Origin of the sequence: Shewanella sp. SM21 (assembly GCF_025654335.1) — a bacterium.
Lineage (GTDB): Bacteria > Pseudomonadota > Gammaproteobacteria > Enterobacterales > Shewanellaceae > Shewanella > Shewanella oncorhynchi.
The window spans coordinates 76,324-92,703 of sequence record NZ_JAKKRL010000010.1; the positions used below are offsets into that span (position 1 = coordinate 76,324).

Genomic DNA, 16,380 nt, shown 5'->3' on the forward strand with positions numbered 1-16,380 from the left:
GAGATATTGGGGCCGTTCTAACTCGAGATATTCAATAGACCCTGTATAGGGGCAAAAAGTTACAGACAAGCCGCGCGGAAAGCAAATTTATGCTGTAACTAAATCCTTTTTTAGCCTCTAGGATGATGCTGTTGATGCAATTCCTGCAATCTTGCCCGTGCGACATGGGTATAAATCTGTGTGGTCGACAAGTCGCTGTGACCTAATAACAGTTGGACAACCCGCAGATCGGCACCGTGATTGAGCAAATGAGTGGCAAAAGCATGGCGTAAAGTGTGCGGTGATAATGCAGTTTCAATCCCCGCACGCAGAGCATAAAGTTTAATCCGATGCCAAAAAGTTTGCCGCGTCATCATCTGCCCGCGTTTCGACGGAAATACCACATCAGATTGTTTATTACCGAGCAACTCTTGGCGAGCAAATTTCATGTAGCCCTCCACTTCGGTAATAGCCAATTCCCCCAGCGGCACAAGACGCTCTTTGCCACCCTTGCCCACAATACGTACTAAGCCTTGGCGCAAACTCATTTGCTCCATGGTCAAGCCGACAAGTTCACTCACCCTGAGGCCAGTTGCATACAAAAGCTCTAGCATTGCCTTGTCACGGCATTCGACGGCATCATCCACATTGGGCTCAGACAGTAAACGGTCAACCTGCGACTCACTCAGAGAATCCGGCAAATGGCGCGTTAACTTAGGTGACTCTACTAAGGCCATAGGATCGGCTGAAATCTGCTTGGTCTGCACCAGATAAGTATAGAAACGCCGTAAGCTGCTGAGCAGCCGAGCGCTACTGGTACGCGCAAAATTCTGCTCAACTCTAAAGGCCAGATATGCCCTAACATCGGCCTGAGAAACCGCGAGTAACGTCACGCCTTGCTGACCTTGATAACGATCAAAATGGCGTAGATCGGTACGATAGGCCGATAGCGTGTTATCACTCAGTCCCTTGCTTGACCAAAGATCATCAAGAAAAGCATCGATAAGTGGATCTGGCATATAGGTTTTAGGCACAAATACTCCATAAAAAAACGGCGTAATCAAATGATACGCCGTTGATATTAATTTAAATATGTCTAAGCCTGCATAAGCTTAACTGAGTTAAGCATAAAGACGAGAACTCGAATGCAAAGCCTAGGCTGCAGCCGTTTGACCACGGCCACGACCGAATACTAAACACAGTGCAATCGTCGCAATGGTCGGCAATAACCAAGCCATACCTTCTTCATAGAGTGGCAGCTTAGATAACACTGGAGACATAACATTCACTATATGGATAAAGCCCTGTGCTAAGCCATTCATGGCTTGACCATCAGCGTCAGTCAAACTTTTCGCTGCCACTTTAAGACCATCGAAGATGCCGAAAAACAGTGCCACGCTCAGTACTGCACGATGTGCAAACTGTGGATTCGCAAAATAAGCGGTCAGGAAAGTCACAACCACAAGAGCAATAGCCACAGGATAAATCGTCATTAATACGGGAATACTAATAGCAATCAACTGACTTAGGCCCACGTTCGCAATCACAGCGCATATCAAGCTTAAAAAGATCACCAGGAAACGGTAAGACAGTTTAGGCATTAGCTCATTAAAGAACTCAGAACACGCACTCACTAGCCCAACCGCAGTGGTTAAACAAGCTAAAGTCACGACTGATGACAACAAGACTGAGCCTAGTTCCCCAAACTCGCGGGTCACGTAATTTGTTAATATTTCGCCGCCATTTTTAGTGCCGATAGCGATATCGCCGGCGGTTGCACCTAAAAAGAACAAGGACACATACACAAAAGTTAAACCAGCGGCGGCAATAAAGGCTGCACGAATGAGATACTTAGTTTGATCACTGGGTTGGTCAATGCCCTTTTTACGCAGGATATCAATAATCAACATACCAAACATCAAGGATGCTAACGTATCCATAGTGTTATAGCCTTCCAAAATACCTTTGGTCAGCGGATGCTGTTGGTAATCCCCCACTGCTTGGCCCACTTCGGATGCAGGTAAAAACAGCACTGAAACGGCTAATCCGACCAACAAAATCAATAAAATAGGCGTTAATACTTTACCTACGCTATCGAGCAACTTACCAGGGAAAAGCGCCAGCAACATAGTGACAGCGAAGAAACCTAATGTGTATAGCAGTTGCGTCAGGTTTAATTCCAAACTGCCCAGCAAAAACGTTGCCGTAGTGTCATCGATAAATGGCTTAGCGCCAATCTCGTAAGCCACTAATCCCGTACGCGGCGCAGCAAAAGCAGGGCCGATAATAATGTAAATCGCGACGGCCAATGTCGTTGCTGCAAATACTGGCAGCATAGCCATAACCTTACCTTGAGCCTTAGCGACAGCAATCAGTCCAACTAAAGGTAAACCTACGGCGGTAATCAAAAAACCCAACATGGCGAGGGGCATATTTTCGCCCGCTAACATACCCGCGAATGGTGGAAAAATTAGGTTTCCCGCACCTAAAAAGAACGCAAAGGTCATAAAACCTAAGCCTAATGTATCTCCGATACTCATCTGATTGTCTTGCACTGGAAGCCCCATCTTGTCTTATTGTTTTTTTACAAACTTAAGTGATTATGTGTCGATTAGCCATAGCTAAAACAAAGCCCATCCGGAGTGCAAATCTATGTTTACACAATTCCGTGGTAAATATGTTCGATATCTGCCGAGTTTATAAACTATGGCGAACGTTTATGTAGCCTAACTGACGACTAATTCACCAACAAACTCGTTTACCTATCCGTTAATCTTAAAAGTGATTAAAAATGGGGGCGAAACTAATACCAGACTTAAAGCATCAATACAAGACAACAAGTCCGTTCAGGCAAAAAAAACGAAATAATGCTAATTAACTGCTAATAAAAGGTTTCTAAGGCAATAAATTAAAGCGTTAATTAAGTGAAATCAGTATTGCCACGTAAAATAGTAAATGATTTGGCGACACACATTCATACAGCTAGGACAGATGCGACTGTTTAAAAACATTAGCTAAAAACGAGGGCTAGAATTAGAATATTGCGCGCCCAATATTGGGCCTAAATTACTTTAGAACGGCAAAATTAACTCCCCATGGCATTCACTTTTAAACAATTTCATATCGATGACATGAATTGCGGCATGGCCGTAGGCACAGACAGCGTCGTCCTTGGGGCATGGGCACAACTGACCACCGCGAAATCAATCTTAGATATAGGCGCAGGCAGCGGCTTACTCAGTTTAATGGCAGCTCAGCGCAGTCAAGCACATATCACCAGTGTCGAATTAGACACCAATGCCGCCCATGCTTGCCAACATAACTTCCACAATAGTCCTTGGGCCAATCGACTGACCTTAGTTAATTGCAGCATCCAAGACTTTTGCCAACAAACTGAGTATCAAGGGTATTTTGAACACATAATTTGTAATCCCCCCTATTTTGAGCAAGGCACGCAAGCGATACAATCCCAGCGCGCTATGGCCCGTCACACTGATAGCTTAAGCTTTACCGCACTACTCGATGCCATTCATGTGTGCCTAGCACCGCAAGGAAAGGCAAGTCTCATATTACCAATGCAGAGTATGGCCCGTTTCGACGAAATATTAACGCACTCTCAGCTCAATTTGATTGAAATAACCAACCTTATCAGCATTGTAGGGAAAAGCGCTAATCGAGTACTCTGCGTACTCGCCCACAAGACTCATCCACAAATGGCTCCAAAGCTCAGTGATATCACTATTCGTGAACGTTCAGGCCAATACACACAAACCATGGTGCAATTGGTTCGAGATTTTTACCTTAAATACTGATATCGAGTCCAATCCTGACACATTAAGTAAAGCTCGCTAAGTTTGGCAAATTTAACGAAAGGTCCAATTTCTCACAAATTAAATGCTAATACATTGACCTAAAAGTAATTAACTTATGCCAATTACCATAAAACTTTACTGACACAGAAGATAAACACAGGAGATCTAGATAAGTTATTTAAGTTAACCGCCATAACCTTTATAATGCTTCGCTATTATCCGTCGAGACGCTGCGCATGCAATTTGAAGATTTCCAGCTTGACCCTAGCTTATTAGAGTCACTTAATGCCATGGGGCATCATTCACCCACCACGATTCAGCAAGAAACGATTCCTTACGCCTTAGAGCAAAGAGATATTCTTGCGCGCGCCCCGACAGGAACAGGTAAAACAGCGAGCTTTTTACTGCCATCGCTACAACATTTGATCGACTTTCCCCGTCGTTTTGCTGGACAAGCAAGAGTGCTAATCCTCACGCCAACCCGTGAGTTAGCCAGTCAAATCCACCGTTATGCGAGTCACCTAGCCACAGGCCAAGGTTTAGATATTGCTATCGTTACTGGCGGCGTTCCTTATGGACCACAAGAAGAAGCCTTAGCAGGCAACGTCGATATTCTGGTCGCGACCCCAGGCCGCCTGATGGAATATTTAGACAAAGGCAATTTCAACGCCCAAGAAGTCGATATCTTAATTATCGACGAAGCCGATCGCATGTTAGACATGGGCTTCTCTTCTGTGGTGCAAGCCATTGCTATTGAGGCCCAAGGCCGCAAACAGAACATGCTGTTTTCTGCCACCTTAGAAGGCGGCGGTGTACAACGTTTTGCCCGTGAAGTGTTAAACGACCCGATTGAAATCGATGTTGAAGCCCCTCGCAGTGAAAAAGCCAAGATCCACCAATGGATTCACTTAGCCGATGATAAAGAGCATAAATTTGCGCTGTTGTGCCATTTGCTACGCCAAGAAGATGTCAAACGGACTATCGTATTTGTGAAAACCCGCGACATCGTTTCTAGCCTAGAAGGCCAGTTACTTAAAGTCGGTATTCCCTGCGCCTTTATGCGTGGTGATATGGAACAGAAGAAACGCTTCCAAGCCTTGAGTCGCTTTACTAAAGGTGAAGTCAATGTCTTGTTAGCGACCGATGTGGCTGCACGCGGTATCGATATCGACGATATCACTCATGTGATCAACTTCGATATGCCACGTTCTGCTGACACTTATATCCACCGCATTGGCCGTACTGGCCGCGCTGGCGCAAAAGGTACCGCGATTTCGCTTGCCGAAGCCCACGACATGCGTATCGTCGGTAAAATCGAGCGTTATATCGAGCAACCGTTGAAACGCCGCGTGATCGAAGAGCTGCGTCCAAAGAATAAAGAAGCGCGCACACCGGGTAAGAAAAAAGCCAAAGTGAAAGCGAAAGAAGCTGCGAAGAAAACGAGCAAGAAAGAAGCGGCAAAGAAAGCGAGTAAAATCGCCCGTAAGAAAAAGTAACACCCGCTTAAATTCACCAAACTAAAGCCGCTATATGCGGCTTTTTTATTACCAAAATATAACTTACGTGGGTGATTTTACTAAAAATATCATGTTACGCTTAATTATATAGAATGAAATGCGGCGGATTTAGAGCGGTTAACCCCAATGCGTATTCATTCTTATTTCAATATATTCCAATCACCTAACTGAACCTTTCATCACCTTTCTGCTCTAATTTTCGCCCAAATATCGATGCACGATGCGCATATCTGTCACGGCATCACTTTTAGAAACATTTAATTTACAAAAATAAATTTATTGGCGTGGCCGACTCTGCTACTTTAACCCCATTACGCGATTAGCATGGATTTAACCATTATATGATGAAGACCCTACTGAGGAGACTGTCTCCTTTTCTTATTCTGCTGCTGTTTGTCTTTGGCGCAGCCTTATTAATGCAAACGAAGGAGGCGCCAGAACAAAAACCTGAAGAGATGCCCATTCCTATCGTTGATGTCACGCAAGTGACTCAGCAAACAGTATCGCTAAACTTACCTTCCTACGGCGTGGTTACCCCAAAGTATAAAACCCAACTCGTGACCGAAGTTCAAGGCAGAATGCTCACTATCTCCCCTCATTTTGTTGCAGGTGGCATAGTCAAGAAAGGCGACCAATTAGCACAAATCGAGCCCTCAGATTACGAGGCTGACTTAATGCAAGCCGAAGCGACGCTGGCCCAAGCCACCGCCGCACTGAACGAAGAAATAGCCCGTGGTGAAGTCGCTAAAATCGAATTCAAAGGCTACGACAAGGGCTTGCCCCCTGAGTTAGGTCTACGTATCCCGCAACTCAAAAAAGAACAAGCTAACGTAAAATATGCGCAGGCAGCACTGGCGCGAGCCCAACGTAACCTTGAGCGCACGGTTATTCGCGCGCCCTTTGATGGCATAATCAAAGTTAGAAATGTCGATTTAGGTCAATACGTTAGCTTAGGCACTAATCTAGGTGAGCTCTACGACACTCGCGTTGCCGAAATCCGCTTACCCATTTCTAATGATGATTTAGCCTATCTAGAGTCCGTCGATAATCCCGATACCCAAGTCACGCTTAGCGCCTCTTTGGCGGGCAAAGAAAATACTTGGGAAGGCAATATTATCCGCAGTGAAGGTGTTATCGATGCCGAAAATCGCATGGTGTATTTAGTCGCAGAAATCAAAGATCCCTATCTGCGCGCGAATAAAGTGCCAGGTAGCTTACCGCTTAAATACGGCAGCTTCGTCAATGCAGTCATCAAGGGCCGCACTGTCGATGGCATAGTCAAATTGCCCCGCCATGTGGTTCGTAACGACCAAGTCGCCCTAGTCAACGACAAAAATATCATTGAAATGCGCCAAGTAAATGTGGTTCGTAGTGATTTAGAAAATGTGTTCATCAAAGACAGTCTAAAAACGGGCGAACGCGTCGCTACGACCCACTTCAACAGTATGGCAAATGGGCAAATGGTCAAAATCTTAGGTGAAGCGGCATTGCCCACTGAGACACCAAAAGAAAATACTCCTGAATCGAGTCTTGCGGCCGCTGGAGTCAAATAATGGACACTCAAAAAGGGATCTTAGCTTGGTTCGCCCGCAACAGTGTGGCCGCGAACTTATTAATGTGTGTTCTGCTCATCGGCGGCCTGTTCAGCAGTATTTTGATTAATAAAGAGGTTTTTCCTTCTTTCGAACTCAATTTATTAAATATTTCCGTCGCCTATCCAGGTGCGGCGCCACAGGAAATCGAAGAAGGCATCAACATCAAGATTGAAGAAGCCATCCAAGATATCAACGGCATCAAGAAAGTGACTTCTGTGGCTAGCGAAGGCGTTGGCTCGATTACCGTTGAAGTTGAAGACGGTTACGAAGTGCAGACCATTCTCGATGAAGCCAAACTGCGGTTAGATGCAATTTCAACCTTCCCAGTGAACATCGAAAAACCGAATATCTCTCAAATCAAACCTGAGAATAACGTCATTTGGGTGTCTGTTTATGGCGATATGACACTCCACGATATGAAAGAATTGGCTAAATCGGTTCGTGACGATTTAACCCAACTCCCCGCGGTAACTCGTGCGAAAGTCACAGGGGTGCGCGATTATGAAATCGGTATTGAAGTTTCTGAGAATAAGTTACGAGAGTACGGCTTGACCTTCTCACAAGTCGCATTAGCAGTGCAAAACTCCTCCTTAGACTTACCAGGTGGCTCTATTCGTGCTCAAGATGGTGATATTCTATTGCGCACCAAAGGCCAAGCCTACACGGGCGATGACTTTGCCAATATAGTCGTCACAACTCGCGCAGACGGTAGCCGTGTGATGCTGCCACAAGTGGCGACCATCAAAGATGATTTTGAAGAACGTTTGGAATATACCCGCTTTAACGGCAAACCCGCTGCGATTATTGAAGTCACCAGCATTGATGATCAAAACGCCTTAGACATTGCAGACCAAGTTAAACAGTACGTAGAGCAGCGCCGCGCCACACTGCCAGCTAACGCTCAACTCGATACTTGGGGTGATATGACCCACTATCTCCAGGGCCGCTTAGACATGATGATGTCGAACATGTTTTACGGTGCCTTGTTGGTGTTTATCATCTTAGCCATGTTCCTCGATCTGAAGTTAGCATTTTGGGTCATGATGGGGATACCCGTGTGTTTCCTCGGCACTATGTTGGTCATGCCGCTCGAACCTTTCTCCATGACGATCAACATGTTGACCCTATTCGCTTTTATCTTGGTGCTCGGAATAGTGGTGGATGATGCCATTGTCATCGGCGAGAGTGCCTACACAGAGGTCGAACGCCACGGTCACTCGGTTGAGAACGTGATCCGTGGCGCGCAAAAAGTGGCGATGCCCGCGACCTTCGGGGTCTTAACCACAATTGCGGCATTTATTCCCATGTTAATGGTTTCTGGCCCTATGGGGATTATCTGGAAATCCATCGGTATGGTGGTCATCCTCTGTTTAGCCTTCTCACTGGTAGAGTCTAAATTCATTCTGCCAGCGCATTTAGCGCACATGAAGTTTAAAAAACCTGGCGCACCAAAGGGATTCTTTGGCCACCTAAAAGCCAATTTTAACGACAGAGTGCAATACTTTATTCACCACAGTTATCGCAACTTCCTCGAGCGCTGTATCAAACACAGATACAACGTGGTCGCGGCCTTTATCGGTGTATTAATTCTGTCTATTGCCTTAGTCGCCAGTGGCAAAGTGCGCTGGGTATTTTTCCCTGACATTCCCTCAGACTTTATTCAAGTTGAACTTGAAATGGATGAAGGCAGCTCCGAAGGTAACACCTTAAAAGTGGTACAGAGCATAGAAGAAGCCCTGTACAAGATGAACGAAAAAATGGAGAAAGATAACGGCTATCAAGTGGTGAAGCATAGCTTTATCAATATGAGCTCCCGTACCTCGGCCTTCATTTTTGCCGAACTGACGAAAGGTGAAGACCGTGAAGTCGATGGAGTGACGATTGCTGCCGCGTGGCGTGAACAATTGCCCGAGCTTTTGTCGGTCAAAAAACTCAGCTTTAACGCGAGCACCAACGATGCCGGTGGCGATATTTCCTTCAGACTGACCTCGAGCGACCTCGATGAACTGTCCGCTGCCTCTAAAGAGTTGAAGCAAAAACTCGCCAGCTACGAAGGCGTGTACGATATTGCCGACAACTTCTCCTCGGGCAGTCATGAAATTCGCCTCAAGATACGTCCAGAGGCTGAAGCCCTTGGCCTGACCCTTTCCGATTTAGCTCGCCAAGTGCGTTACGGTTTCTATGGTTATGAAGCCCAACGTATTTTACGTAATAAAGAAGAAATCAAGGTGATGGTGCGCTACCCATTAGAGCAACGTCGTACTGTGGGTTATCTTGAAAATATGCTGATCCGCACGCCAACGGGCACTTCGGTTCCCTTCTCGACCGTGGCACAAATTGAAAAAGGTGAATCCTACGCCTCAATTACCCGTGTTGACGGCAAGAGAGCGATTACCATCACGGCAAATGCCAACAAAAACATCGTTGAACCTTCAAAAGTAGTGCAAGAAATCCAAAAAGATTACCTGCCACAATTGCAGGCCAAGTACCCTAAAATCCAAACTGCACTGGACGGTGGCAGTTTGGATGAACAGAATGCCATGGTCGGTTTGATGCAAGGCTTCTTCTTTGCGCTGTTCACCATTTATGCTTTGATGGCCGTGCCACTTAAATCCTACAGTCAGCCGTTAATCATCATGTCTGTGATCCCCTTCGGGATTATCGGCGCCCTGTTTGGTCACTTAATTCAGGGACTCGCGATGAGCGTGTTAAGTCTCTGCGGCATAGTGGCATTAGCGGGAGTGGTGGTGAACGACTCCTTGATTTTGGTGGACTTTGTGAACCGTGCGCGGGAGCAAGGGCAATCGGTCAGGCAGGCGGCGGTCGATTCAGGCTGTTATCGTTTTAGGGCGATCATCCTGACGTCACTCACCACCTTCGTCGGCTTAGTGCCTATTATTCTCGAACGTAGTTTGCAGGCGCAAATAGTGATCCCTATGGCGACATCCCTCGCCTTCGGTATCCTGTTCTCGACCCTTGTGACGCTAATTTTAGTGCCCTTGCTGTACATCATACTCGACGACATTAAGCGCACTAGCAGCCGCTTCTTCCATTGGTGGTGGCAGCCTAAAAAAGACCATGAAGTGGACTTTACACCTGAGCATTTAGAGCCGCCAGTCCCCACTGACTATAAAAAAGACTATCTATAGGAAGTTAACTAGAAGCAGTTAATCAATGTCTTGAAACTTAAAAAGAGAGCTTAGGCTCTCTTTTTAATCCTCTGTGCGAGTCAATAACCTCTCAATCATCTATGTCATTTTGAGTCTGCTGCGAGTGGCTTGAGCTTTCAAGTTGCGATCTAGTTGACAGTTATCGCATCAGGCTTTCGCTACACTGTGTTTAAGTCGTCAGCTATCGTTAAAATGAAACCCATCATTATGTCTGAGCATCTGCACAAGCAAAATATTGATAAACCACAAGTTGTCACCACAGAAACCCTAGCGAACGGTCACATAACAGATGAAGTTTGCACAAATGAAACCTGTGCGACTGAAACGCTTGTCTATGATATTCGTCGCAGTCGCTACCTTAATATTACGGGTCGCTGCACCCTGCGCTGTGCGTTTTGTCCAAAACATAATGGCAGTAAACAGATCCACGAATATCAACTGGCACTGTGTCACCAACCTAAGCCCGAAGAAATTATTCCACTGCTTGGCGATGTTAAAGACTTCGAAGAATATGTGTTTTGTGGCTATGGCGAACCGACCTTAAATCTTCCAACTTTGCTTGAGGTGGCGAAAGAAATTAAACAAAGAGGCGGACGAGTACGTATTAATACCGATGGTTTAGGTAATTTAGTCCATAGGCGCAATATTTTGCCAGAACTGGCCAACTGCGTTGATAGTTTATCCATTTCCCTCAATGCGGATAATGAAGCCGCCTATATGGAACATTGTCGCCCCAAACTCGCCGGTTCCTATGCCGCCGTACATGCTTTCATCGCATTAGCGCCACACTATATTGAAACGGTACAAGTTTCAGCCATCGAAGGATTAGCGGGTGTTGATATCGACATCTGTCGTGAACAAGTTGAATCCTACGGCTGCGAATTCAAGCATCGCATATTAGGCGCCTTAGGCTAAACGACATTCTAATACAGCCAAAATCGACTGAAATACCCAAGCAGATAACACTGTCGATTACGTGAGTGGTACATGTGTGAATCGTCTTAACTTTTACTCAAGAAATCTTGCTGAGTAACTTGGCACTGTCGTAACAATTCTTTCGTGTTAACATAGCGAAATTAACAGTTCACCCACTCATAATCGGTTCATGCTGAAGAATAACCCAAGCACGTATCCCGCTGCGCCACTGCTCTCTTTAACCCAAGGGATCTATTGGTCGCATCAACGCTTACTCGCTATTGCAAGCCAGCTTTCTATGCTGGTGATTGGCATGATTATTTTAACTCACTTAATCATTACGTTAGGTGAACGACGCCTGCAAGAAGAGTGGGCAACGCAAAGATACAGTGAACTGCAAACCATAGGCTCATTGATCGCAGATAAAGTGTCTTTTCAGCAATTTCGAACCCAAATTTTCGCCAATGGGGAACTGCTAAAACAATACTTAAGCAATCCTACCGCCAAGCAACAACTTAAATTGCAGGAAAACTGGCAAGATCTAGTAAAACATATTCCTGAGTTACTCGGCATTGCACTGTACGATCCCCAAGGTAACTATAAATTCTCAACTCCCCCTAATTTCAATAAAGATGCCTTACCACCGACCTTACTTGGAGCGAGTCGGAGCATGGGTGGCAAAGAAGTTTATACCTCGCCGCTGGAATTTGTTCCGATAGACGGCATGCTTGAACCTTATATGTATCAAATGGCGTGGCTCGAGAAGCCCGATCAGAGTTCTATCGGTTATCTGGTGACGTACAACTCTATGGTAAAAATGCTGGAGGCCATAAAACCAGCCTTTTCGAGCAATAAGTCCCCTATGTTAGTGCTGGATACTCAAGGATTACTCTATGCTGGCGCGAGCGATCTCGCCCCTCTAAGCAATATGCCAGAGACCTTAGGAGCAAGTTTAAGACAGAGCTATCCGGCCCTGTGGCGCGATATGTCCATGAGCAACTTTGGACAATTCCACGGTGAAGAAGCCACTTTTGTTTACCTTAAAATCGAACTTACAGCCCAACCTGAGACTCACAGAGAATATTTTTTACTCTCCTATGTGCGCAACTCAGACATAGCTGCTCGTTTCTCACAATGGCAAAACATTGTCATTGTGGCATCGTTAATATTAACGGTTTTAGCCGCTTGGGTTGTACTACTCAGCCACATGTATCGCTTACAACAGCGTTCACGCCAATACAGTATTGATGTTGCTAATGGCTTATTTAATAGTGACATCGGCTTTATGATGGTCAACGAAAATGCCAGAGTCATCAGCGCCAATACTAAAGCGGCACAGGCGACCTTAGTACCATTAGATGAACTGACAGACCGAAGCCTACAGCGTACCTTATGCCTCGATGATAAAACCTACACGGAGTTAATGGAGCAGGTACATAAAACCGGTCAATGGTCTGGTGAAATCAGTCTAGACAGTATTAATGGCCCTACGTTACGCGTTCATATCCGCCAAGCACCAAAGGCAAGCCGAGGCTCACCACATCTATTAATCACCCTTGAGGACATCAGTGAGTTAATCAGCAGCAAACAAAATGCTTTTCTCAGTGAGCTTTTATGCGATAACACAGTCGCGACAGCCCTCACAGATGCTAACGGTAAACTGATTAAAATCAATCCTGTATTCGATGCGTTAATGCAACTCAATGGCGATTTAAATCAAGATTTAGCGTCATTACTCGCGAATGATTTAGGCAATCAATGGCAGAGGATCAGCGCCCAAATTGCCATGCAAGGTCAGTGGCAAGGGCAAATTCTATGCTCACCTAAACAGGCGCATTCCAATTGTTTGCAAGCCACCTTGAAGGGCCATGTGGCCGCCGATGGTGAGATTGATTATATCGTCTGCACTTTAGAGCAAGCCGCCGAGCGTGGTCGAGGCACAGAGAAGCGTAACCTTGTGCCCCATCGCAGTACTATTCTGCTGAATTTGGCAGATTTAGAACGTTACTTTAACTCTCTGCCGCCACCAAGCCGTCTCAGCTCAAGCTTACTGTTAATGGATATCAATCCAGAGGGCATGCTAAGCCACATGAGTGATATCGACCAACTGGCAAATCGTCAGCAAGAAATAGAAGTGCAATTATTGCTTGAAATTCCAGCTAATTATCAAATTCTGCATTGGCAGCTAGGGAAGCTCATTGTGATGTTACCTGACACAGACGCCACCCATGCGCACAACTTTGCCCTCAATATGATGGAAAAGCTCAATGGTAATGGCTTAGGGGAAGGTATTAGTATTGGTATTGCGGGTTATCAAGAAGGCCAGACATTAGAGCAATATTTGAATAATGCCGAAATCGCCCTAAAACGGGCGAAGCAAAATAACGATCAGAATATCGGTCAGGCCTTTACTCGTCATCAATCGTAGATTCGGGTGCATTAACTGAGTCAGGCAACTGACTCTGGGTAATTTCTATGATTGCCGAGCGGTTCATGGTGATTTTATAGCGAATATACTGCGGGGCTTCGCGCCCATCACGCAACACTAAAATCAGGTTGACTTGATAGCGCCGCTCAACCGATTCATAACTAATTTTGCCTTCAACTTCCTTATAAATCTTCGCTTTACCCCGTTCTAAATAACGGGCAAAAGGCACTAAGCTAAAGCTCACTTGCTCTTGAATAGTCGAATATCCCGCTTGGAATTCACTCTGATTCACCTTAGTGGCGATTTTATAGTGCAGAATTTCCGCATCGACCTTATTTTGGCTATGTCTGTGCTTTAGAATGTCACTGACTTTTTCGGGTAGATCTTGCTGACGCATAAACTCAAGCCATACCAACTGCTTAGCGATAACCGCCTGACTCGTAGTATCCCGTAAAATGCGGCTCCAACGTGGTCTGCCCCGCTGAATAAATCGCCACATGGCATTGCGCACATCGTCCTTAAAGATTTCCCTGAAACCATAGATCACAGCCAAAGTCAGCACTAGTGCAATAGTAAAACCACTAAAGGCGCCCTGCGCTTGAATTATCAACGCAGACACCACCAACATCACTAACGCGGTCGCCAGTCCTGTCGTAAACTTTTTAAGGCCAATCCCTAAAGGCTTTAACTCTTCTTTGAGTACCACCCCTTGTTGAATTAAACGGCGCAATAACAACATCTTATTAGAGATACGGTTAGGATCTTGCTTAGTTTGCGCTGAGTTGTACTTATGCTCATCACGATAGGCACATTCATTACGGCAGAGCGTGAGTACCCGCTCTAAAATATCGTTGAAATCACTGGTACGAGTGGCATAAGCGAGCACTTTGAGTAACTGCTGCTCACAAAACCAAGACAAGTAGTTATCAGCATTTTCAAAGTAAGATTTCCATTTGGGATCACCTGGTTCGTTACGACGAAACTTTTTCAGCAACTGGGCAATTTGTTCGCGTAATTCGTCGAGGGCAAAATAAAAATGGGTTACATCTGTGATTTGATTGAGTTCTTTAACATCGTTTTCAACCGCAACCGCAAACTGATAGGCGAAGAGATTTAGGTACAACCTGAACTCTTCAACAGTACGGCGATTTAAACTGGCAAAACGCCCCTGCACCAGAGGTAAGTGCAAGCCTTCTGAATAGTATGAGCGACGTCCAACTATTGAGCTGTAGTAGTACTCTTCTTCATTGAGCGTGCGCGAGCCTATGCCCATTTCCTTAGGTAAAAAGAAATAGAGATCAAGCTGACGATTATCGCCCTTTTCCATCTGATGGCTGAACTTAATCGACAGGGATTCTTCTTGCTTTACACGTATCTTAGACACAACACCCTTTTCATGAATCCCTCACAGGAGACTCACCACAGTAATCACAAATCAAAGAGCACTAATCTTAACTGAAATAAACTCAAATTCACTGATTAAATTCGACTATTTACGATTCTGCATCCACAAATGGTATTGCTAGGCTGAAAAAGGACCACGGCATAATCTTTGGTGTCATCCATATCTAACACCTCGATACTGAGATTGTGCATTTCCGAGTCATTAAAATGTAAGCTGCTGATATAGGATAGATATTTCATATGTTCTGGCCAATTTTTTTGCTTTTCAATTTCAGATTCCGTTTTCGTTTTCACGGTAACTTTATAGGTCATGCTATTGGCCTCAATACTGTCTACTTTGCCTTGCATTAAAATATTGCCCGCACTCGTACCGTCAATATTAAAGTAACGATAATTGATCTGCGTATTGTCAGCGGCAATCAAAACATCCACGAGTAGGTAAAATTTACCGTCACTGCTAACACTCGAGCTGCCGCTGGGATTGACACTAGAATGGCGGTCGAATAATTCAGAGCTGCAATTTAAAATCATCGTCTGATTGGTAGCCGACTGTTTGTATATCACACCGCAGGCCATAATCAATGCCGACAAGATAACAATATTAATCGTCCACTTTAGCCATTTAGCCACAGATGTTAACCTCCTGCAGCCAAGCAGCATCGATAAAGGTTTTCGGTCGAGTGAAATCACTGATTTTAATATTACGGATCACTGACTGACCGAGTTTTTCGCCTCGAAAAGTAATATTAAGCACTTGTTTATCATGGGACAAAGAAGCATAAACATCAGCCCAATCACTTTGACCGCAGGCGATTAATCCTGCACTTAAGCGCTCACCTAATTCGAAGAGTAAGGTGTTATTAGTATTGGAATCAGCAAATAAGTGTAATCGTACTTGCTGGCCTGAAGCCAAAGGTAATATTGAGGTCATAAGTGCTTGGGTTGGCTTGCTGTGATCCGTATGATTCAAATAAAACACCGAAAACGCTAACATAAACCCGAATAACACTAAGGCACTCCACAAAGGCACTGTGTGCAATCTGAGGTAATTAACACCTCTAAACTCAGTCCCATTAGATGGTTGGAGTAAATAACCTTGGCCTTTCACGGTTTCAATCAAGCCCTCATATTGAGGTCCAAGAAAGCTGCGAAGCATAAAAACAGCACGGGCCACAGAGGTATCAGTTAGCGGCGGATGTTTTCCATCCCCTGTCTTCAGCATGTGCTTAGAAACTAACTTACCTTGATGCTCAACAAGCAAATTAAGTACTTGTAACTCGGCTCGAGGAAGATGCCAAGATTCATCGCGAGACAACTCAATCAGTATGCCTCGTTCCCGATCAAACCTGCAGTCTCCCAATTGCATCAACATCCACTCAACTCCATAAAAACACAAAGTTAAGTCTATGCAAACTAACTAATGATTAATGTGATCTTGCTAACCCAAGTCAGCAAATAGTTAATTTTCGTGAGACGACCTCCAAGTTCAGCGCTATTAGGTAAAAACATGCGTTAACTCACAGGAATAAATGCCATTTAGCACATGGGAAATTCGGCATA

Annotated in this window: 11 protein-coding genes; 6 read left to right on the forward strand and 5 right to left on the reverse strand. The window is 45.0% G+C overall.

The annotated features are described in order from the left end of the window. Positions 1–110: 110 nt before the first annotated feature. Positions 111–1,013 (reverse strand): site-specific tyrosine recombinase XerD, encoded by a 903-nt coding sequence (gene xerD / locus L5L94_RS14755; RefSeq protein WP_105250086.1) that lies wholly within the window; start codon positions 1,011–1,013, stop codon positions 111–113. 120 nt (positions 1,014–1,133) lie between these two features. Continuing rightward, the gene (brnQ, locus tag L5L94_RS14760) at positions 1,134–2,546 is read right to left on the reverse strand and encodes a branched-chain amino acid transport system II carrier protein (RefSeq protein ID WP_173246583.1); all 1,413 of its coding nucleotides are present in this window, start codon (positions 2,544–2,546) and stop codon (positions 1,134–1,136) included. A 528-nt stretch (positions 2,547–3,074) separates the two neighbouring features. On the opposite strand from brnQ, the gene L5L94_RS14765 reads away from it, so the two are divergent. From L5L94_RS14765 to L5L94_RS14790, 6 genes are all read left to right on the forward strand, one after another. Beyond that, a complete protein-coding gene (locus L5L94_RS14765) occupies positions 3,075–3,791 on the forward strand; it encodes a tRNA1(Val) (adenine(37)-N6)-methyltransferase (protein WP_263163788.1) in 717 nt (238 codons plus the stop codon). A 236-nt stretch (positions 3,792–4,027) separates the two neighbouring features. Further along, positions 4,028–5,287 carry an ATP-dependent RNA helicase SrmB gene (gene srmB / locus L5L94_RS14770; protein ID WP_105250089.1) on the forward strand — a complete coding sequence of 420 codons (1,260 nt, stop codon included), beginning with the start codon at positions 4,028–4,030 and terminating at the stop codon, positions 5,285–5,287. 362 nt (positions 5,288–5,649) lie between these two features. Beyond that, a complete protein-coding gene (locus L5L94_RS14775) occupies positions 5,650–6,861 on the forward strand; it encodes an efflux RND transporter periplasmic adaptor subunit (RefSeq protein WP_113939815.1) in 1,212 nt (403 codons plus the stop codon). Further along, positions 6,861–10,052 carry an efflux RND transporter permease subunit gene (locus L5L94_RS14780; RefSeq protein WP_173246595.1) on the forward strand — a complete coding sequence of 1,064 codons (3,192 nt, stop codon included), beginning with the start codon at positions 6,861–6,863 and terminating at the stop codon, positions 10,050–10,052. The genes L5L94_RS14775 and L5L94_RS14780 overlap by 1 nt, the downstream gene beginning before the upstream one ends. Positions 10,053–10,280: 228 nt before the next feature. Then, complete coding sequence (locus L5L94_RS14785; RefSeq protein ID WP_263163790.1) at positions 10,281–10,988, forward strand: TatD family nuclease-associated radical SAM protein; 708 nt, start codon at positions 10,281–10,283, stop codon at positions 10,986–10,988. Between the two features lie 190 nt (positions 10,989–11,178). Further along, positions 11,179–13,416 carry a PAS domain-containing protein gene (locus tag L5L94_RS14790; RefSeq protein ID WP_263163791.1) on the forward strand — a complete coding sequence of 746 codons (2,238 nt, stop codon included), beginning with the start codon at positions 11,179–11,181 and terminating at the stop codon, positions 13,414–13,416. On the opposite strand, the gene L5L94_RS14795 is transcribed toward L5L94_RS14790, so the two are convergent. The 3 genes from L5L94_RS14795 to L5L94_RS14805 form a co-directional block, all read right to left on the reverse strand. Beyond that, positions 13,397–14,800: a hypothetical protein gene (locus L5L94_RS14795; protein ID WP_028761621.1), complete on the reverse strand. Its 1,404-nt coding sequence runs from the start codon at positions 14,798–14,800 to the stop codon at positions 13,397–13,399. The two genes, L5L94_RS14790 and L5L94_RS14795, sit on opposite strands and share 20 nt — an antisense overlap. Positions 14,801–14,895: 95 nt before the next feature. Continuing rightward, positions 14,896–15,450, reverse strand: coding sequence for a hypothetical protein (locus L5L94_RS14800; RefSeq protein WP_263163793.1), 555 nt, complete (start codon positions 15,448–15,450; stop codon positions 14,896–14,898). Further along, positions 15,443–16,192 carry a transcriptional regulator gene (locus tag L5L94_RS14805; protein ID WP_105250092.1) on the reverse strand — a complete coding sequence of 250 codons (750 nt, stop codon included), beginning with the start codon at positions 16,190–16,192 and terminating at the stop codon, positions 15,443–15,445. The genes L5L94_RS14800 and L5L94_RS14805 overlap by 8 nt, the downstream gene beginning before the upstream one ends. Positions 16,193–16,380: the final 188 nt, after the last annotated feature.